We start from the raw sequence: 18,215 nt of genomic DNA, 5'->3' as shown, positions 1-18,215 counted from the left end.
CGCCGCCGCTCCCCGCGCGGGGCGCCCGCTCTACGCTGGCGGTCATGCGCACACCCGCGGCAACACCGGACCCCCGCCCCTTCCGCCTCCTGCTCGTCGCGGACGACGACACGTTCGGCCACCGGCTTCAGAGCGGGCTGCGCGGCAACGGCTACGCGCCGACCTGGCTCCGCACCGGGGCCGATGCGCTGGCCGAGGCCGAACGGGCGCCGTACGACGCGCTGTTGCTTGACCTGGGGCCGGCGGACACGGACGGCCTCGACGTGGTCCGCAGGATGCGGGACCGGTTCCCGCATCTGCGGATCGTCGTGTTCACCTCCCGCGAGGACGGCGCCGACGTGGTCACCGGGCGGGAGGCGGGCGCCGACGACCATCTGGCGAAGCCGTTCGGCCTCGACGCGCTGCTGAGCCGGCTGCGGGTGCATCTGCGCCCCCGGTACTCGGTGGCCCCGCTGAGCGATCCGGTCCGCCTCGGCGACCTCGTGATCGATGTGGCGGCCCGGCGCTGCACCGTGGGCGGTGCCGAAGTCCCGCTGCCGCCCGAGGAGTTCGCCGTGCTCGTCGTGCTCGCCCGGTACGCGGACACGGCCGTGACCGGGCAACTCCTTGCGGCACGGGCACGGGTGGAGGACCCCGCGGGACCGGCGGCGGCGCTCGACGTCACCGTGGCGAGCCTGAGCCGCCGCCTGGCCGACGCGGCCAGGACCGCGCCGCGTCCGGTGCGGCTGCCCCGGATCTCCACCGTGCGCGGGCGCGCCTACCGGTTGGAGACGGACCTTGCCTAGGGGGCCGTCCGCGACCGCCCGTGCGCCGCGGGCCGGTCAGGGGGTGGTGCCGGGGCCGTCCGGGCGGCTGCGGCGCTGTTCGACCATCGCGTGGCTGAGCGCTTCCGTCTCGGTCTCGGACAGCCGCTCGAAGCCGTCCTCGGTGATGACGGAGACCCGGGGGAAGATCCGTCGGTTGATGTCGGGACCGCCGGTCGCCGAGTCGTCGTCCGCCGCGTCGTACAGCGCCTGGAGGGCCGCGAGTGCGGCGTCACGGCGGGGCATGCCGGGCCGGAACAGCTTCTTCAACGCGCCACGCGCGTACGGGGAACCGGAGCCCTCCGCGTGGAAGTCGGACTTCTCGTAGCGGCCGCCTGCGACGTCGAAGCTGAAGATGCGGCCCCGCCGCCCCTCGGGCGCCGACGGGTCGTATCCGGCGAGCAGGGGGACGACCGCGAGGCCCTGCATGGCCTGGCCGAGGTTCTGCCGGATCAGGCCGGCCAGCCGGGTCGCCTTGGCGTTGAGGGTCATGGGGGTGCCCTCTATCTTCTCGAAGTGCGCCAGCTCGACCTGATAGAGCTTCACCATGTCCAGCGCGAGACCGACCGTGCCGGCGAACGCGACCGCCGCGTGGTCGTCCGCGGGGTGCACCTTCTCCAGGTCGCGCTGGGCGATCAGGTTGCCCATGGTGGCCCGGCGGTCGCCGGCGATCAGCACGCCGTCGCGGTAGGCGAGGGCGAGGACCGTGGTGCCGTGCGGGAACCGGTCGTCCGCGGCCCGTACCCCGTCCGGGAAGGGGCGGCGCGTCGGCAGCAGCTCGGGCCGGTGCGCGGCCAGGAACTCGGTGAAGGACGCGCTGCCGGCTGTGAAGAACTCCTCCCCCAGCCGCCCGCCGGTGTCGTCTCCCACCATGGCATTCCCCCTCGTCCGTCGTCGTCCGTTGTCGTTGGTTGTTCGTCGTTGCCGGCGTTGTGCGGCGTCGTCCGGTGCGGCCTGCGCCGGCATCCGACTCCTACCTGGCGCGGGCCGGCGGGAAACGCCGTGCCGCTCACAGCGCGTTGCGCCGCATCAGCACCCCGAGCACCAGCAGGCCAGGAACAAGGGGCAGCCACACCGTCAGCAGACGGTAGCCGAGCACGGCGGAGGCCGCCGCGGCGCCCGGGGCCCCGTTGACGGTGAGCGCGAAGGCGAGCGCGGCGTCCAGAGAGCCGATGCCGCCCGGCGTGGGCAGCAGGGCGGCGGCGCTGCTGGCGGCGAGGTACAGCAGCGCCACCCGGAGCGGGGACAGCGGCAGTTCGACGGCCTGGGTGACGGCGATCAGCACCAGGGAGTGCAGCGCGGCGAAGGCCAGCGAGCCGCCCCACAGGGCGGCGGCGCGGGGCGGGTTCGCGTGCACGGCGCGGATGTCCGCGAGCATCGCGCCGACGGCCCGCCGGCAGCGGGGCCACAGCCGCGTGCGCGGCAGCACCGCAAGGAGGGCGACCGCGGCGAGCACGGCGCCGAAGGCGACCGGGGGGATGCGCGGCAGGCGCAGCAGGCCCGGGCAGGCCGCGGCGAGCACCGCGATCAGCGCGCCGCGGGCGGCGGCGCCCGCGGTGGCCTTGACCGCGAGGGCGCTCGCCGCGCGGCCCGCCGGGAGCCCGCAGCGCATCAGGAAGCGGAGGTTGACGGCACCCGCGCCGAGCCCGGCGGGCAGCACATGGTTGGCGGCGGAGGCGGCGAACTGGGCGGCCACCAGCCGGCCGCCGGGCAGCCGGCACGGCACCGCGCCCTGCTGGGCGAGTGCCGAGGACGCCCAGGTGGCGACCGCCGCGGTGGCACCCACCAGCAGCCAGCCCTGGTCGGCGACGGCCAGGCGCACGGCGCCCGTCTCGACGGTGGGCCAGAGCCGCCGGGCCAGAAAGGCGGCGACGACGAGGACGGCGAGGCAGCAGCCGGTGTGCCAGTACGCGCGCCGTCGGCCGGCCGCGGTGGCGAGGTCCGCGGGGGCCGTCATGAGCCGGCCGCCGGTGTGACGTGGTAGATGCGCAGTCCGCCGAAGGCCGTGGACGGCCAGGAGCGCGCGTACGCGGGTGGCCGGCTGTCCGCCGTCACGAGCGTGGCCACGGGGGTGTGCCGCGCGGCCTGTTCGATGCCCGCCCGGGTGGTGTTGGCGTTGTGGCCCGAGGTCGCGGCCGAGGAGCAGCCCGCGTAGAAGGCGATCGGGATGGCGTCCTGCCCGGTGAGCAGGCAGGGCGGCCGGACGCCCAGGCGGTGCAGTTCGGCCGCGGTGCGCGCCCAGTCGCGGTGGGCGGCTGTGGTGCGCGCGACGGTGTGCTCCAACACGGCGATCTGCACCGCGAGATGTGCGACGAGCCCGGCCGCGACCAGGCCGACGGCCGCCGTCCGCCGGGCCCGGCCGGCCACGGTCACCAGGTGGACGAGCGCGCCGGCCACCGGGACGGCGAGCAGGGCGTAGGCGGGCAGCAGGAAGCGGGGCGCCGCGTATCCGATCAGGAACAGATAGGGGAAGGCGGCGGTGGCCGCGCAGACCGAGGGCAGCAGGGTGCCGGCGGTGCGCCGGGCCCGTACGGCGACGGCCAGGCCGTACAGGGCGAGCAGGGGCAGCACGAACCACCACACCGTGACCAGCGGATGCGGCATCGCCCCGGTGCACGGCCGGCACAGGGCCCGGCCGCCGAGGCTACGCAGCTGGTCGGCGACGGCGAGGTGCCAGCCGAGGCCGCCCTGGATGTCCGAGCCGTCGGACAGCCGCCGTGCGAGGCCGCCGTAGCTCACGTACGCCTCGACGACCCACTCGACGGCGCCGGCCGCGAGACCGGCCAGGAGGGCGGCGAGCGGGCGCCAGTGGCGGCGGTACAGGGCGGCGGCGAGCAGCGGCAGGGTGGTCCAGACCGCGTCGGTGGGCCGCATCCAGGCCATCAGCGCCGCGCTCACGGCCAGGCCCCACAGCGCGGCGCGGTCGGCCCGGTCGGAGCGGGCACGCAGGAAGCAGGCCACGGCGGCGAGCGCGCCGACCGCGACCCAGTAGTTGGGCATGGCCTGCGGGCCGTAGAAGAGCGTCACCCACAGGGAGGCGAACAGGGCGCCCGCGAGGGCCAGGACACGCATCGGGAACAGGCCCCGCCAGGCGCGCAGCGCCAGGAACAGGGCGAGCCCGGAGAGCACCGCGAGATAGCCGCGCAGCAGCGGCGTGGACGAGGACCAACTGGTCACCGGTGCGACGAGCAGGGAGATGCCGCGGGCGCGGGGCGCGCTGAAGAAGGCGGCGGGGGCATGCCCGCTGACCTGGCTGACGTACACGGTCTCGTCCCAGCCGAGGCCCATCGCGGGCCGTACGAGGACGAGTTGCGCGAGGGTGAAGGCGGCGGCCACGGCGGCCAGTGGGCGGTCAGCGCGGACCGTGCGGGTGGCGCCGGACCGTGGGCGCCGTCCGTCGCGGCGCGCCCCGGTGAGTGCGACGTTCGCGCTGCCGGCCATCGATCCACCCCTCCAGCCCTACAGTGTGTAGGGTTCCCGAACACCCTACAGGCTGTAGTGCCGAGGGCGGGAGCCGAGGACAAACACGAGCAAAATAACCCTCCTCGCCCGGCCGTGCGGCGCGTCTACGGCCATAAGGAGGACGGCCCTACGCGCTGTAAGGTTGGGGGCATGGCTGGCACGGATTCCCGCGGCAGGGCGGAACGGCGCAGCGCCGGGGAGTTGGAGAGCGAGGTGCTGGCCGCGCTCTGGGCGACCGAACGGCCGCTGACCCCCGCCGAGGTCCAGGCGGACATCGACGGCGGGCTCGCCTACAACACGGTGCACACCATCCTCAAACGGCTGTACGACAAGGGGCTTGTGGTGCGGGACGCCGACGGGCGGCGCGGCGCGTACCGGCCGGCGAAGAACGCGGCCGAGCTGACCGCCGAGGCCATGCACGAGGCCCTGGACCGGGGCCCGGATCCGATCGCCGCCCTCCAGCAGTTCGTGACGGGGCTGAGCGCCGAGGAGGAGCGGGCCCTGCGCGACCTGCTGGGCGGGGGCGGCGCATGAGGGTGGACGTGTACGCACCGGTGCTGCTGTCGCTGCTGCTGCCCGCCGTCAGCCCGGTGATCGGCCGCCGGATGGCCCCGGCGCTGGCCGCCCGCGTGCTCACCGCCGCGGCCGTGCTCACCGCGGCGGCCACCGTCTGGTCCCTGGTGCTGCTCGCCACCGCGCTGGTGGGCAGCGCGCCCCCGGTGGTCGCCGAGGCCCGCGAGGACGGGCACCGGCTGGCCGACCCGGTGCCCGGGGCGATCGGCATCGCGGCGTGCGCTGCGCTGGCCGTCGTCGTGTGGCGGGTGCACCGCGCGGTGCGGGCCGAACGCGCCACCCGGCGGGCCCTGCGGTGCCTCGCCGAGGGGCATCCCGCGGACACCGAGCTGATCGTCGCCGCCTCCCCCGTGCCGCGGGCGTTCGCCATCCCGGGCCGTCCGGGGCGGATTCTGGTGACCTCCGCCATGCTGGGCGCGCTGGAGCCGGCCGAGCGGCGGGTGCTGCTCGCCCATGAGCGGGCCCATCTCGCCCACCGCCACGGGGCGTTGGTGACGGCGGTGACGCTGGCCGCCGCGGCCGACCCTCTGCTCGCCCCGACCCGCCGGGCCGTGGCGTTCCTTGTGGAGCGCTGGGCCGACGAGCAGGCCGCGGGAGCGGTCGGGGACCGCGGGACCGCCGCGCGTGCCCTGGCCCGGGCCGCGCTCAGCGCGGGCCGCGCCCGGCCGGTGTGTGCGCTCGGCTTCGCGGAGCGTGCCGTCGCCCGACGGGTCGCCGCCCTGCAGACGGCACCGCCCCCACACCTGTGGTCCGCCGCACTCGCCGTCCTCGCCCTGGGCACCCTCGCCACCCTCTGCGCCGCCGACGCCACAGACGACCTCCTCATCCCCCTGACCAACGCCCTCCTCTGATCAGCCCGCACGCGCCGTCCGCGGCCCGCGCGGACGCGGTGTGCGGGAGCGCCGGGCGGCCGGGCCAGCCCGCGGATACCGCCACGCCGACCCGCTGCCCGGCGCCCGCTGTCGTCCGGCCCGAGGGCCCACCGCCCACCATCCTCCGGCCCGGCGCCCGCCACCCACCGCCGTCCGACCCGCTGCCCGCGCCCACCGTCCTCCTGCCCGGCGCCCGCCACCCACCGCCGCCTGACCCGCTGTCCGCGCCCACCGTCGTTTGGCCGGGGCCCACCGGACGCCAGCGTCCGGTTCGGTGTCCGGCGGCGTCGCGCGGCGGACCCCCTCCTCCGTGGCTCGGGCCCGCCTTCGGCAGGGGGCCTCAGGTGTGGTGCGGGCGGCGGTGTTCGGGCTGGGCGGGGGCCGGGCGTGGGGTGAGTGGTGGTACGGCGCGGATCACCGGTCCGTCGGTGCGCACCGTCAGCGGTTCCCCGTGGTGGTGGAGCGCGAGCGGCGGCCCGTCCAGCAGCGTGTAGGTCGCCTTGTCCGCCTGGATCTCCACCCGCAGGCGGCGGCCGAACAGACACAGGTTGAAGGCGAGCCGGCTGATCCGCTCGGGCAGTCGCGGCGCGAACCGCACCCCGTCGCCCTGCGTGCGCAGTCCGCCGAAGCCCGCCACCAGCGCCATCCAGGTCCCGGCGAGCGACGCGATGTGCAGCCCGTCGCGCGTGTTGTGCTCCAGGTCCGCCAGATCCATCAGCGCCGCCTCGGCCGCGTAGTCGTGGGCGAGCCCGAGATGGCCCGCCTGTGCGGCGATGACGGCCTGGCAGCACGCCGACAGGGAGGAGTCCCGCACGGTGAGCGCTTCGTAGTAGGCGAAGTTCCGCGCGATGTGCTCCTCGTCGAAGAACTGGCCGCATGTGTACATGGCCAGCACCAGGTCGGCCTGCTTGACCACCTGTTTGCGGTAGAGGTCGAAGTACGGGAAGTGCAGCAGCAGCGGGTACTGGTCGGGGCGCGTGCGGGCGAAGTCCCAGCGCTGGTGGCGGGTGAAGCCGGCGTGCTGTTCGTGCACGCCGAGTTCGTCGTCGTACGGGATGTGCATGGCCTCGGCCGCGTCCCGCCAGGCGGCGCTCTCCTCCGCGTCGACGCCGAGCAGCTCCGCCTGCCGCGGGTGGCGTTCGACGGCGTCGGCGGCGGCCAGCAGGTTCGCGCGGGCCATGAGGTTGGTGTAGGTGTTGTCGTCGACGACCGCGCTGTACTCGTCCGGGCCGGTCACGCCGTCGATGTGGAAGGCGCCGTGCTGGTCGTGGTGGCCCAGGGAGCGCCACAACCGGGCTGTCTCCACCAGCAGTTCCACGCCCGCCTCGCGTTCGAAGCGCCGGTCCCCCGTGACGGTCACGTAGCGCACCACGGCGTCTGCTATGTCCGCGTTCACATGGAAGGCGGCGGTGCCGGCCGGCCAGTACGCCGAACCTTCCGAGCCGGCGATGGTGCGCCAGGGGAACGCGGCGCCCTCCAGACCGAGTTGGGCCGCCCGTTCACGGGCGGCGGGCAGTGTGTCGTGCCGCCAGCGCAGCGCCTCGGCGACCGCCTCGGGCGCGGTGTAGGTGAGCACGGGCAGCACGAACATCTCCGTGTCCCAGAACGCGTGCCCGTCGTAGCCCGATCCGGTCAGCCCCTTGGCGGGAATCGCCCGCCGTTCGGCGCGGACACCGGCCTGCAGCACATGGAACAGCGCGAACCGCACGGCCTGCTGGATCTCCTCGTCGCCGTCCACCTCGACGTCCGCGCGCTCCCAGAAGTCGTCCAGGAAGGCACGCTGTTCGCCGAGGAGGCCCGGCCAGCCGCCGTGCGCGGCGGCGGCGAGGGCGGCGTCGACCTGGTCGCTCATCGCGGGCAGCGAGCGGGTCCCGGACCAGCCGTGCGCGACCAGCTTCTGCACCCGCAGCCGCGCGCCCGGCTCCAGCACGGAGGTGACCGTCAGCCGGGCCACGTCCTGCGTGCTCTCGCTGCGTGTCGTGGTCCCCTCGGGTCCGGCGACCGTGTGGTCGGCGGCCACGGCGACCCGCAGACCGCTGCGCCGGGTGCGGTGCACAAGACGCAGCCGGTGTCCCGAGGCGAAGTCCTCCTCCGGCTCCAGCGGCGACTGCAGCGCCTTCGCCGCCCTCGGATCGGCGTCGGACTCGGGCAGTTGCTCGTTGGCGACCAGCTCCGACTGGATCACCACGCGGGTGCGACGTCCGACGGCCTCCACCTCGTAGGCCACGGCGGCCACCGCCCGCTGAGTGAGCGAGACCAGCCGCGTCGAGCGGACCCGGACGGTGGAACCGGCCGGTGAGGTCCACTCACAGGTCCGCTCCAGGACGCCGCGGCGCAGGTCCAGCGTCCGCTCGTGGCTGACGAGCCGGCCGTAGCGCAGGTCGAACGGCTCGTCGTCGACCAGCAGCCGCAGGATCTTGCCGTTGGTGACGTCGATGACGGTCTGACCGGACTCCGGGTAGCCGTAGCCGGCTTCGGCGTACGGCAGCGGGTGCAGTTCGTGCACGCCGTTGAGGTAGCTGCCGGGCAGCCCGTGCGGTTCGCCCTCGTCGAGGTTGCCGCGCCAGCCGACATGCCCGTTGGACAGGGCGAACACGGACTCGCTCTGCGCCAGGACGTCGAGGCCGAGGTCCGTCTCGCGCACGGCCCACGGTTCGACGGTGTACGCCCGTTGGGTGATCACTGGTTGCCCCCCAGTTCGGCCAGGTCCGCGACGACCACGTCGGCGCCGTGCGCGTACAGGGCGTCGGAGCTGCCGACCCGGTCGACGCCGACGACGTACCCGAAGTGGCCGCTGCGGCCCGCCTCCATCCCGGCCAGGGCGTCCTCGAACACGGCGGCCCGCGCCGCTGGCACGCCCAGATCGCGGGCGGCGGCGAGGAAGGTGTCGGGGTGCGGCTTGCCCGGCAGCCGGCGCTCGGCGGCGACCACACCGTCGATACGGACGTCGAAAAGGTGCTCGGCGTCGATCGAGCGCAGCACGTCCACGGTGTTGGCGCTGGAGGAGACGATCGCGGTGCGCAGCCCGTGGGCCCGGACAGCCTCGACGTAGCGCAGCGTGCCCTCGTACGGTTCGACGCCCTCGGTGCGGATCTTCGCCAGGAGCAGCCGGTTCTTGCGGTTGCCGAGGCCGTGCACCGTGGCGGCGTCGGGCGGGTCGTCGGGGTGCCCCTCGGGCAGTTCGATGCCGCGGGCGGCCAGGAAGGTGCGCACGCCGTCGGCCCGGGGGCGGCCGTCGACGTACTCGGCGTAGTCGGCGGTGGCGTCGAAGGGGCGGACGTGCTCGCCCTCCCGCTCGCGCAGGAAGGCGTCGAACGTCTCCTTCCAGGCGGCGGCGTGCACGACGGCCGTCTTGGTGACGACGCCGTCCAGGTCGAACAGGCAGGCGAGGATGGAGTCGGGCAGACCGAGCTGTGTCATACCCAGCACTGTTCCCCACAACAAGCCCGGCACGGAGTGGCGCGTGCCACATCGGGTGTCGTTCTCGGCGAACTCATACCCGGCCGCGGCGTCCCGGAGCGGCGCGCCGGTCAGCCGTGTGGGAAGGAGTGGTGTTCGTGGGCGATCAGCCAGCGGCCGTCCCGTTTGCGCAGCCCGATGGTCAGGCGCAGCCGCCGGGTGGGGTGTTCGGCGAGTTCGGCCGGGGTGCCGCAGCGCAACAGGGCGTGCGCGAAGGCGACATCGGTGCCGGCCGTCACGTCGAGGGAGTCGATCTCGAAACAGGCGCCCTCGGCCTGCCAGACGAAGAAGGGCGGCCAGACCTCCCGGTAGGCGGCCAGTCCGCGCACCCCGTCGTGCGGCGGCGGCACGTCGAACAGCACGACGTCGTCGGTGTGTGCGGCGGCCACGCCGTCGAGGTCGCCGCGGTGGACGGCCTCGGCCCAGCGGGTGATCAGGCCGCGGATCTGTGTCTCGTCGTCGGACATGGTCCGGTGCTCCTTCCTGCCCCGCCCGGCGGCGGGGGCGTCGAGATGAGGACCGGGGGCCGCGCGGAAACTCATCGGCGCACCGCGGGCCCGCGCGGGATCACAGCGGGCCATCCCGCGGCGCACGCCCCGGTGCGGACGGCCGGGCCGTCCCCGGCGGCGGACGCGAGCCGGATGGGCCCGCGTCCGGGGGTGGTTCGGCCGCCTCGGGCTGAACCGCGGCCGGTCGCGGGCCGTACCGGTGTGTACGGCAGAGGGTCTGCCGGTACGACGCGTGAAGCGGTGACGTGCCCGGCGGCGGGAGCGGGGCGGCGGCGGGGCCGGGACGCGGCCCCTGATCGCTCCGGCCGCCGGCCGACTCGGCGCCGCGGGGCGGCAGATGGCACACGAACAGGGCTCGGTCCGCGCACCCGAGAACCCCGGGACACCCAAGACCGTTGAGGCGTCCGACGGCGGCGCGCCCCCGCCGCCGGCGTGCGCGAAGTCCGCGTTCGGGTGGCGGCTGCGCGCGGCGCTGCGCCGCCCCAGGCGCTGGCCGGTGCCGCTCCTCGTGGTGCTGCTGCTCGGGCAGTCGGCCGTGGCGATGGTGACCGCGGCCGTGCAGCAGACGCCGACCATCGACGAGCCGGTGTACGTGGCCGCCGCCGCGGACTACCTGCACGAGCACCGGCTGCGGCTCAATCCCGAGCATCCGCCGCTCGGCAAGCTCGTCGTCATGGCCGGGGTGGCGGTGGCCGATCCGCGCTACGACTCCTCGTACACCGGTACCCAGGGCCAGGTGGGGCGGCATCTGCTGTACGAGTCCGGCAACGACCCGTGGCGGCTGATGCTGTGGGCCCGGCTGCCGGTGATCGCGCTGACGCTGCTGTTCGGGCTGGTCGTCCTGGCCTTCGCGCGCGAGGTCGCCGGACCGGTGGGCGGGCTGGTCGCGCTCGCCCTGTACGCCTTCTGTCCGGACGTCATCGCGCATGGCTCGCTGGCCACGCTGGACGTTCCGGCGGCCGGGTTCGTGCTGACGTCGGTCTGGCTGGTGTGGCGGGCGCGGCGGCGGCCCTGGCGGTGTCTGCCGCTCGCCGGTGCGGCGCTCGGCGCCGCCGTGGCGACCAAGATGAGCGCGCTGCCCGCGGTCCTGGTGCTGATGCCGCTGGCCGCGGTGTCGGTGCGGCATGCCCGGGGCGCGGCGGGGCGGACCGGCCGGCGCGCGACGCCGGCGGCGTGCGCGGCCGGCGCCGCGGTCGTGGCGGTGACCGCGGTCGCCGTGGTGTGGGCCGTCTATCTGGCCGTCGATCCGCGGTTGCGCCTCGCTCCGGCGGAGCCGGTGCCCGCCCTGCACGGGCTGCGCGGGCGTCTGGTCGGGCTGCTGCCTGTCCCGGAGGCGTACCGGGTGGGCCTGCGGATGCAGTTCGGCCTGGAGGAACACCCTTGGCAGGGCTTCCTGTTCGGGCGGCTGTACACGGGCTCCCTCTGGTACTACCTTCCGGCCGCCCTGCTGGTGAAGACGCCCCTCGGGCTGCTCGCGCTGGGGGCGGCCGGGGCCGCGGCGGTCGTGACGGTGCGCCGGCTGCGGCCCGCGGCGCCGTATCTGCTGCTGCCGCCCGCGGTGCTGCTGGCCGCGGCGATGACCGGGTCACGGGACTTCGGCACCCGCTACGCCGTGTTCGTACCGATGTTCCTGGCGGTCGCGGCGGCCTGTGTGCTCGCGGCGCGGTGGCGGTGGGGCCCGGTGGTCACGGGGGCGCTGGTGGTGTTCGCCGCCGTCAGTGCGCTGCGCACCTACCCCGCCTGTCTGCCGTACTCCAACGAGGCGTTCGGCGGGCCCGGGCACACCCATCTGCGGCTGCACGACTCCAATGTGGACTGGGGTCAGGACCTGGGCCGGCTCGCGGACCGGCTCGCCGAGCGGTACCGGGGCGAGCGGATCTGGCTCGTCTACAAGGGCAGTGGGGTACCCGCGTACTACGGCATCCACGCGGCCGATCCGCGCCGGGTGCCGCCGTCCGAGGTGCGCGGTGTGCTCGTCGTGTCCGACTCGTCGGTCGCCAAGGCCCGCGGAAGGCTGGCCGAACTGATCGACAGCAGCCGCCCCATCGACCAGGTCGGCCATTCGATCATGATCTACCGGCGCTGAGCCACGCCCCTGGCGGCCACGGTCCGTGAGCTATGTTGAGTCTTCGTGGGAGACAAAGGAGGCACCCCGGTGCCATCGCCGCAGCAGGCACGCGCGCAGGCGTCCGCGATCACCTCGGGCAAGACCGTGCCGGAGGCGGAAGCCGCACCGACCTCCCAGCTCAGAGAGCTTTTCGACGGCCATGGGCTGTCCCCGGGCCAGCGGCGGATCGCCCAGTACCTGATCGAGCACATCACCGAGGCCGCGTTCCTTTCGATCACCGATCTCGCCGAGCGGGTGGGCGTGAGCCAGCCCTCGGTGACCCGGTTCGCCGCGGCCGTGGGCTTCAGCGGTTACCCCGCGTTGCGGGAAAGGCTCCAGTCGATCGCGCTGGCCGCCCTCCCCGGCGGCGCCGCGGGGGCGGCCGAGGTGATGCGCAGCAACGAACTCCAGGCGGCCGTCGACGCCGAGATCGCGAACCTGGAGAATCTGCGACGGGACTTCGCCGATCCGGACCGGGTCATCCGGGTGGGCCGCGAGCTGTCCCGGTCGACCCCGCTCACCGTGCTCGGGCTGCGCATCTCCGTGTCGCTCGCCGAGTACTTCGCCTACGCCGCCCGCCGTATCCATCCCGATGTACGGCTGGTGACCCGCGGCGGGAGCGTGGCGTACGACGCGCTGCTGCAATCCCGGGAAGCGGGCGGCACCTGGATCCTGGCGTTCGGCATGCCGCGGCACGCGCAGGAGACCCTTACCGCGATCCGGGTCGCGCGCGGCGCCGGGCTGCGGGTCGCCCTGGTGACCGATCTGGCGCTCGGCGCGCTGGCCGACGAGGCGGACGTCACCTTCGCCACCGGTACCGGCTCACGGCTGGTCTTCGACTCCTACGCGGCGCCCGGCGTGCTGTCCGCGGCGCTGCTCCAGGCCATGACGGACGCCGATCCCGAGCGTACCCAGGCCCGTCTTGAGGAGTACGAACAGGTCGCCGAGCAGCACCAGTTCTTCCTGAAGGACTGAGCCAGTAAGGCGCCGCGGCGGCCGGTCACCGGGACCGAACGGGATCATCCACCACAGATCCGGCATGAATGTTTTCATGCTTCTTGCCAAGACGACGGCATATATAAATACTGCTCAACAGATCGCACCCGGCTTCCCTCCGGGCGCGTTCCGCACCCCAGGACGCACCTGTCGCACCGCCCCGAGAAAGCCGGACCGCCCATGCGCACGCCGCCGCACCGCTCACCGCGCCGGCTCCGGCCCCCGGGGCCCCGCTACGAGCACCCCGAGCCGTCGCTCCCTACCCGCGTCGGCACCTGGGGTGTTCGGTGGGGCATCGCCTGCGCGATTCGCCCGTGGCGGCCCCGGTCATCCCCTAGGCCGGGGCCGCCCGAACCCGTCGCACCACCCCGCACGATGCAGCACACCCGGAAGCGATGATCATGCCCCTGACGACCACGCGCATCAGTCCGGACTGGCCCCGCCAGGTCAAGCAGCCCGGCAGCTACGACTGGGAGCGCTCGGCGGCCAAGTGGCTGCGCGAACTGGTACCGGCCCGCTACGCCGGCTACCCGGCGCTGATCCGGCATCCGGTGCTGCTCGCCCGGCACGCGCAGATCCAGGTCCACCACGAGATGCGGGTGGCCCGTACGGCATTGCAGACCGCCCGGTCCGAACTGCCCTCGCTGGGCCTGCCCGAGTCGGTCATCGAGCACACGATCAAGATGTACGCGGCCGAGATACGCCAACTCCAGTACATCGCCCGCGGCGTGCGCGCGATCACCGAAGCCCTGGCAGCGCAAACCACCGCCCGCTGAACCCCGCCCCACCACCCGCAGGGGGCGCGAGGAACTGCGCAAACAACCACAACGGCGGATCAGCCAACAACCGGCAGACACCCCCCAAGGGGCGCGGGGAACTGCGCAAACAACCACCACGCCGGGCCAGCCAACAGACGGCAGACACCCCCCAAGGGGCGCGGGGAACTGCGCAAACAACCACCACGCCGGGCCAGCCAACAGACGGCAGACACCCCCGGAAGGGGGCGCGGGGAACTGCGCAAACAACCCACGCCGGGCCAGCCAACAGACGGCAGATGCCCCGCAGGGGGGCGCGGGGAACTGCGCGAACAACTACAACGCCGGGCCAGCCAACAGACGGCGGAGACCCCGGAGGGGGTGCGCTCAGCCGCCGCCCAGCGTCGTGCGGGACTCCAGATCGCGACGGGTGTCGTCGCCGTAGACGCCGGTCTCGTCCCCCCTGATGCCGTACCAGAGCTGGAAGCGGGCCACGGCCGCGGCGAGCACCGCGTCGTAGCGGCCGTCGGTGGCACCGTCGCGGTAGACGTCCGGGATGCGCAGCAGGCGTTGCTGGAGCGCGACGACCTCGGGTCCGCTGTCGCCCTCGCGCAGGGTGCCGGGGCCGTCGGGGTCGGCGGCGGAAGCGCTCGCCGCCGGTGGCGCGGCCGGGGCGGAGCGGGACGGCCCGCCGCTCGGGGCGGCGTCACCGCGGCCGGGCAGCAGCAGGGCGCCGCCGAAGCCGACGAGGGCGGCGGCGCCGACGACGGCCGCGACGGCGGCCCGGCGCAGTCCGGCACCGGTGCGGGCGCCGGGCGTGCGCACCGTGGGCAGTTCCTGTGTCTGCTCCTCGGCACGGTCCGTGCGCCGCTCCGCGGTGACGGCCTCGTACCCCTCGGCGTCCTCGCGGATCTCCCGCATCAGTTCGGCGAGCGCGTCGAAGCGCCGGGGCCGCAGCACCCGGACGGGTTCCAGGACCGGGCCGCGCTGCGGCTCCTCGGCATCCGGCGGTGTCGGCACGCCGCTCTCCTTCCGCGATCCCCGGCGATCCTCGGCCAGTGATACGGCTGCGGCGGCCCTCCGGTTCAGCCGGGCCCGGGACGGGCGCGGGCCGCACGGGAGCACTCAGTACCCCGAGGGGCGTGCACCGAGTGCCGTTCCGGTCCGCGCGGGTGCTACGTTCGCGTCCATGAGCTCCAGCAGCGCGGCTGCGGCCGCGAAGCCGCCGATGCGGGACGCCCTGGTCGCGGCGGCCTTCCGGCTGTTTCTGGAACGCGGCTACGAACAGACCACGGTCGACGACATCGTGGCGCTCGCGGGGGTCGGACGGCGGTCGTTCTTCCGCTACTTCCCCTCCAAGGAGGACGTGGTCTTCCCCGACCACGAGCGCTGCCTGGCCGAGATGACCGCCTTCCTGGCCGAGGACGGCGAGGAGCACGAGCCGGTGCGGCGGGTGTGCGACGCGGCCCGCCTCGTGCTGCGGATGTACGCGGCCAACCCGGCGTTCTCCGTGCAGCGTTACCGGCTCACCCGGCAGGTGCCGGGGCTGCGCGCGTACGAACTGTCGGTGGTGTGGCGCTACGAGCGTGCGCTGGCCGGGTATCTGCGCCGCCGTCTCGCCGGGGAGCCGGACGGCACGCTGCGGGCCGACGTCATCGCCGCCGCGGTCGTCGCGGCGCACAACAACGCCCTGCGCTCCTGGCTGCGTTCGGACGGCCGGGGCGACCCGGGCACCGCGGTCGACCATGCGCTGGGCCATGTGCAGTCGGCCTTCGCCGGCCCGCGCACGGATGGTGGCGCGGCACCCCGGGTCCCGCGCGCCGAGGGCCCCGAGGACGTGGTCGTCCTCGTCTCCCGGCGTGACGCGCCCCTGTGGCGGGTGGTGCAGCAACTGGAGTCGGCGCTGGGCCGCGACTGACGGGGAAATTCGGGGTACCGAGTGCCTTTACGCTTGACACTGAGTGCCATAACCTGTCGGCGTGCACGGTGGCACGGCGTACCGCGCACACGCGTGCCCGGTCGGTGCCGGGCACCCCGGATTCCGGCCGAGTGCAGGGAGTTGACCAGCGTGTACCACCACTCAGCGGACGCCGCTCGCGCGGTGGCCGGCACCACGACGGGCATCCTCGACCCCACGCCGGAAGGCTCCGGCAACGTCCTCTTCTTCCAGCGCTGCACCTGGTGCGGCACCACCATGTACCACCGGCTGCTCTGCCCGGTGTGCCGGGGCAGCGATCTGCGCACCGAGCGCAGCGAGGGCGTCGGCACGGTCCGCCACTCCTCGGTGCTGCACCGCAACACGCCCGCCGCCCGCAATGTGTCCCTGGTCGAGATGGCCGAGGGCTTCGTCCTGCGCGGCCGGGTCATGGGCCCGCCGGTGGGGGTGCACAGCGGGGACCGGGTCCGGCTGTCCACGGCCCAGGACCCGGTGCGCGGCGAGCCGCTCTTCCAACTGCTCGACGGGCCGTACGGAGCCTGGACCTGACGGCCCGTCGGCCTCCGGCCCGTCCCGGCTCACGGTTCCGGCGCAGGAACGCCCGCGGTACGAGGGCCGGTTCCTGGTCGGGCCCGACGCGGTCGGCCATCTCGAACGAGGCGGCCGGCTGCGTGGGTGCCGGTTCAGGGGGTGAGCGTCAGCCGGATGCCGACGGTTCCCCGGGCGCCGCGGCGCAGCCGGCTGCCGAGCAGGGTGAGGCGGCCGACGAGGCCGTACTTGCGGGCGATCCGGTCGCGGTAGCGGGCCGTGGTGGCCGCGTCGCCGATCTCGGCGGTGGCGGGGACCTGCTCGCCGGTCGGCCTGCCGCGCACATCGCAGGGCCCCACGAGGACATCGGCGCGGCGTCTGATCCGCTTCACCTTCCAGGAGTCGGCGACGGTCCAGATGCCCAGCGCGTCCCCGTCGCGCACCACCCAGACCGGGGTGGCGACCGGGCTGCCGTTGCTGCGGTAGCTGGTGACGAGGAGGTACTTGCCCGCGCCGAGCCGGTCCAGCGCCGAATCCGTCATGCCGGGCAGTCTAGAAGGCCGTGCGGCACCGCGCCCCCGGACCCGGGACCGGGGGCGCGGTGAACGCACGCGTGCCGGGCCACGTATGCAGGGGCGGGCGCTCGACGACCGGAGGGCCCCGCGGTGTCGGCACCGCGCGTTCGGGGTTCGGGAGCCATGCATGAGGCACGCACGACGACGGTTCGTCCGGCGGACGGCACGGCTGGCCGCGGTCGGCGGACTCCTCCTGGGCGGCACGATGGTCGCCCGGGCCGTGGCGAGCGAGCCGCCCGGCCCGTCCGCCGCCCCGTTCAGCGCGGCGCGGGGCGCCGCCGGCCCCGGTGCCGATCTGGTGGCGCGGCTCGGCACCGCCCGTACGGCGGGGAGCTGGATCGGCGCCGACGGCCGCCCGGTCGTGGCGGTGACCGACGAGGGGGCCGCGCGGTCGGTACGCCGGGCCGGGGCCGAGGCGAAGGTCGTGCGGCACAGCATGAACGAGCTGAGGTCGGCCACGGCGGCGCTGCGTTCGGCGCCTCGGGTCGCGGGCACCGCGTGGGCCCTGGACTACCGCACCAACCGGGTCGTGGTGCAGGGCGACGCGACCGTCTCCGCGGGCGACTGGTCCCGGCTGTCCCGGGTGGCCGCGGGCCTCGGCGGTTTCGTCCACATGGAGCGCACCCGGGGCGCGTTCACCACCCGTCTGAACGGGGCGCAGCCGATCCTGTCCACCGGCGGGCGCTGCTCGGCGGGCTTCAACGTCACCGACGGACAGCGGGACTTCATCCTGACGGCCGGGCACTGCGGGCCCGCGGACACCCTCTGGTTCGCGGACGGCCAGGGCGGCCGGCAATTGGGCACGACGGTGCGGACCGAGTTCCCGGGCAGCGACTTCTCGCTCGTCGCGTACGCGTCCGGCCGGGCCGGCGACGGGGCGGACGTGGTGGCCGTCGGCGGCGGCCGGGGTGTGCGGATCACGGGCGCCGCCGATCCCACGGTCGGGCAGCGGGTGTTCCGCAGCGGCAGCACCAGCGGGCTGCGCGACGGCCAGGTGACCGGGCTCGACGCGACCGTCAACTATCCGGAGGGCACCGTCACCGGTCTGGTGCGCACCGATGTGTGTGCCGAGCCGGGCGACAGCGGCGGCCCGCTGTTCTCCGAGGGCATCGCGCTGGGCGTGACCTCGGGCGGCAGCGGCGACTGCACCACGGGCGGCACCACGTTCTTCCAGCCGGTGACCAAGGCGCTCGCCGCGCTCGATGTGCGGCTGATCGTCGCGGCGCCGGGCGCCGGGGCCGGGGGCGCCGGATCCGGGGGCGCCGCGCCCTCCCCCGAGCCGTCCGCCTCCGCCCCGCAGGGCGCGCTCGCCCCCGGCGCGGCCTCGCCCGGCTCCTCGGCCCCGGTCACCGGTGTCGCGCGGGAGGCGAGTGCGCTGTCCCGGCTCACGGACGGCCGGGCCGTCGGGCCCGGCCTGCTGGTGATCGCGGGCAGTCTGATCGCCCTGGTCGCCACCCGCTACATCCGGGCGGAACAGGACCGCAAGGCGTACCAGCGGTACTACTCGGCCACCTGGGGTTGATCCTGCCCCGAAGGCAACTACCCTTGGTGACGACTTCCGCACCGGTCGTCCGGGCGCTCCGGCGCCCACCGCCCGACGATCCGTGCGAAGACCCACCCAGAGGTCGCCAAGGAGAGAT

General features: G+C 74.8%; 17 protein-coding genes. 9 read left to right on the top strand and 8 right to left on the bottom strand.

Annotated features, from left to right (window positions below; translation table 11 throughout):
- Nucleotides 1-44 precede the first annotated feature (44 nt).
- Nucleotides 45-785 carry a response regulator transcription factor gene (locus tag AC27LF_RS27085; protein WP_479660929.1) on the top strand — a complete coding sequence of 247 codons (741 nt, stop codon included), beginning with the start codon at nt 45-47 and terminating at the stop codon, nt 783-785.
- A 36-nt stretch (nt 786-821) separates the two neighbouring features.
- On the opposite strand, the gene prcB is transcribed toward AC27LF_RS27085, so the two are convergent.
- The 3 genes from prcB to AC27LF_RS27070 all read right to left on the bottom strand — a co-directional run bounded on the left by prcB (nt 822) and on the right by AC27LF_RS27070 (nt 4,244).
- A complete protein-coding gene (gene prcB, locus AC27LF_RS27080) occupies nt 822-1,676 on the bottom strand; it encodes a proteasome subunit beta (protein ID WP_479660928.1) in 855 nt (284 codons plus the stop codon).
- 136 nt (nt 1,677-1,812) lie between these two features.
- Nucleotides 1,813-2,760, bottom strand: coding sequence for a lysylphosphatidylglycerol synthase domain-containing protein (locus AC27LF_RS27075; protein WP_479660927.1), 948 nt, complete (start codon nt 2,758-2,760; stop codon nt 1,813-1,815).
- A complete protein-coding gene (locus tag AC27LF_RS27070; protein ID WP_479660926.1) occupies nt 2,757-4,244 on the bottom strand; it encodes a hypothetical protein in 1,488 nt (495 codons plus the stop codon). The genes AC27LF_RS27075 and AC27LF_RS27070 overlap by 4 nt, the downstream gene beginning before the upstream one ends.
- Nucleotides 4,245-4,415: 171 nt before the next feature.
- On the opposite strand from AC27LF_RS27070, the gene AC27LF_RS27065 reads away from it, so the two are divergent.
- Entirely contained in the window at nt 4,416-4,799 is a 384-nt protein-coding gene (locus AC27LF_RS27065; protein WP_479660925.1) for a BlaI/MecI/CopY family transcriptional regulator, read from the top strand.
- On the top strand, nt 4,796-5,689 hold the full coding sequence (locus AC27LF_RS27060; RefSeq protein WP_479660924.1) for a M48 family metalloprotease: 894 nt from the start codon (nt 4,796-4,798) through the stop codon (nt 5,687-5,689). Before AC27LF_RS27065 ends, AC27LF_RS27060 begins: the two co-directional genes overlap by 4 nt.
- A gap of 361 nt (nt 5,690-6,050) precedes the next feature.
- On the opposite strand, the gene AC27LF_RS27055 is transcribed toward AC27LF_RS27060, so the two are convergent.
- The 3 genes from AC27LF_RS27055 to AC27LF_RS27045 form a co-directional block, all read right to left on the bottom strand.
- The gene (locus AC27LF_RS27055) at nt 6,051-8,393 is read right to left on the bottom strand and encodes a glycoside hydrolase family 65 protein (RefSeq protein ID WP_479660923.1); all 2,343 of its coding nucleotides are present in this window, start codon (nt 8,391-8,393) and stop codon (nt 6,051-6,053) included.
- Complete coding sequence (locus AC27LF_RS27050) at nt 8,390-9,130, bottom strand: HAD family hydrolase (RefSeq protein ID WP_479660922.1); 741 nt, start codon at nt 9,128-9,130, stop codon at nt 8,390-8,392. Before AC27LF_RS27050 ends, AC27LF_RS27055 begins: the two co-directional genes overlap by 4 nt.
- Before the next feature lie 110 nt (nt 9,131-9,240).
- Complete coding sequence (locus tag AC27LF_RS27045; protein WP_479660921.1) at nt 9,241-9,636, bottom strand: YybH family protein; 396 nt, start codon at nt 9,634-9,636, stop codon at nt 9,241-9,243.
- A gap of 379 nt (nt 9,637-10,015) precedes the next feature.
- Here AC27LF_RS27045 and AC27LF_RS27040 point away from each other — a divergent pair, with 379 nt between their 5' ends.
- From AC27LF_RS27040 to AC27LF_RS27030, 3 genes are all read left to right on the top strand, one after another.
- Nucleotides 10,016-11,764, top strand: coding sequence for a phospholipid carrier-dependent glycosyltransferase (locus tag AC27LF_RS27040; RefSeq protein ID WP_479660920.1), 1,749 nt, complete (start codon nt 10,016-10,018; stop codon nt 11,762-11,764).
- A gap of 69 nt (nt 11,765-11,833) precedes the next feature.
- A complete protein-coding gene (locus tag AC27LF_RS27035) occupies nt 11,834-12,760 on the top strand; it encodes a MurR/RpiR family transcriptional regulator (RefSeq protein ID WP_479660919.1) in 927 nt (308 codons plus the stop codon).
- Nucleotides 12,761-13,176: 416 nt separating this feature from the next.
- Nucleotides 13,177-13,557, top strand: coding sequence for a hypothetical protein (locus tag AC27LF_RS27030; protein ID WP_479660918.1), 381 nt, complete (start codon nt 13,177-13,179; stop codon nt 13,555-13,557).
- A 366-nt stretch (nt 13,558-13,923) separates the two neighbouring features.
- Here the strand turns inward: AC27LF_RS27030 and AC27LF_RS27025 are convergent, their stop codons facing one another.
- Nucleotides 13,924-14,556, bottom strand: a complete 633-nt coding sequence (locus tag AC27LF_RS27025; protein ID WP_479660917.1) for a peptidoglycan-binding domain-containing protein — start codon at nt 14,554-14,556, stop codon at nt 13,924-13,926.
- A gap of 169 nt (nt 14,557-14,725) precedes the next feature.
- Between AC27LF_RS27025 and AC27LF_RS27020 the strand changes: the two genes are divergently transcribed.
- Nucleotides 14,726-15,454, top strand: coding sequence for a TetR family transcriptional regulator (locus AC27LF_RS27020; RefSeq protein WP_479660916.1), 729 nt, complete (start codon nt 14,726-14,728; stop codon nt 15,452-15,454).
- A gap of 150 nt (nt 15,455-15,604) precedes the next feature.
- Nucleotides 15,605-16,021: a Zn-ribbon domain-containing OB-fold protein gene (locus AC27LF_RS27015; protein ID WP_479660915.1), complete on the top strand. Its 417-nt coding sequence runs from the start codon at nt 15,605-15,607 to the stop codon at nt 16,019-16,021.
- Nucleotides 16,022-16,155: 134 nt separating this feature from the next.
- Here the strand turns inward: AC27LF_RS27015 and AC27LF_RS27010 are convergent, their stop codons facing one another.
- The gene (locus AC27LF_RS27010) at nt 16,156-16,542 is read right to left on the bottom strand and encodes a PPOX class F420-dependent oxidoreductase (RefSeq protein ID WP_479660914.1); all 387 of its coding nucleotides are present in this window, start codon (nt 16,540-16,542) and stop codon (nt 16,156-16,158) included.
- Between the two features lie 160 nt (nt 16,543-16,702).
- On the opposite strand from AC27LF_RS27010, the gene AC27LF_RS27005 reads away from it, so the two are divergent.
- Nucleotides 16,703-18,097 carry a S1 family peptidase gene (locus AC27LF_RS27005; protein WP_479660913.1) on the top strand — a complete coding sequence of 465 codons (1,395 nt, stop codon included), beginning with the start codon at nt 16,703-16,705 and terminating at the stop codon, nt 18,095-18,097.
- Nucleotides 18,098-18,215 lie beyond the last annotated feature (118 nt).

The sequence above is a fragment of the Streptomyces diversicolor genome (assembly GCF_057537855.1).
The sequence above is the reverse complement of the archived record's forward strand: the minus strand, read 5'-3'. Positions and strand labels throughout refer to the sequence as shown.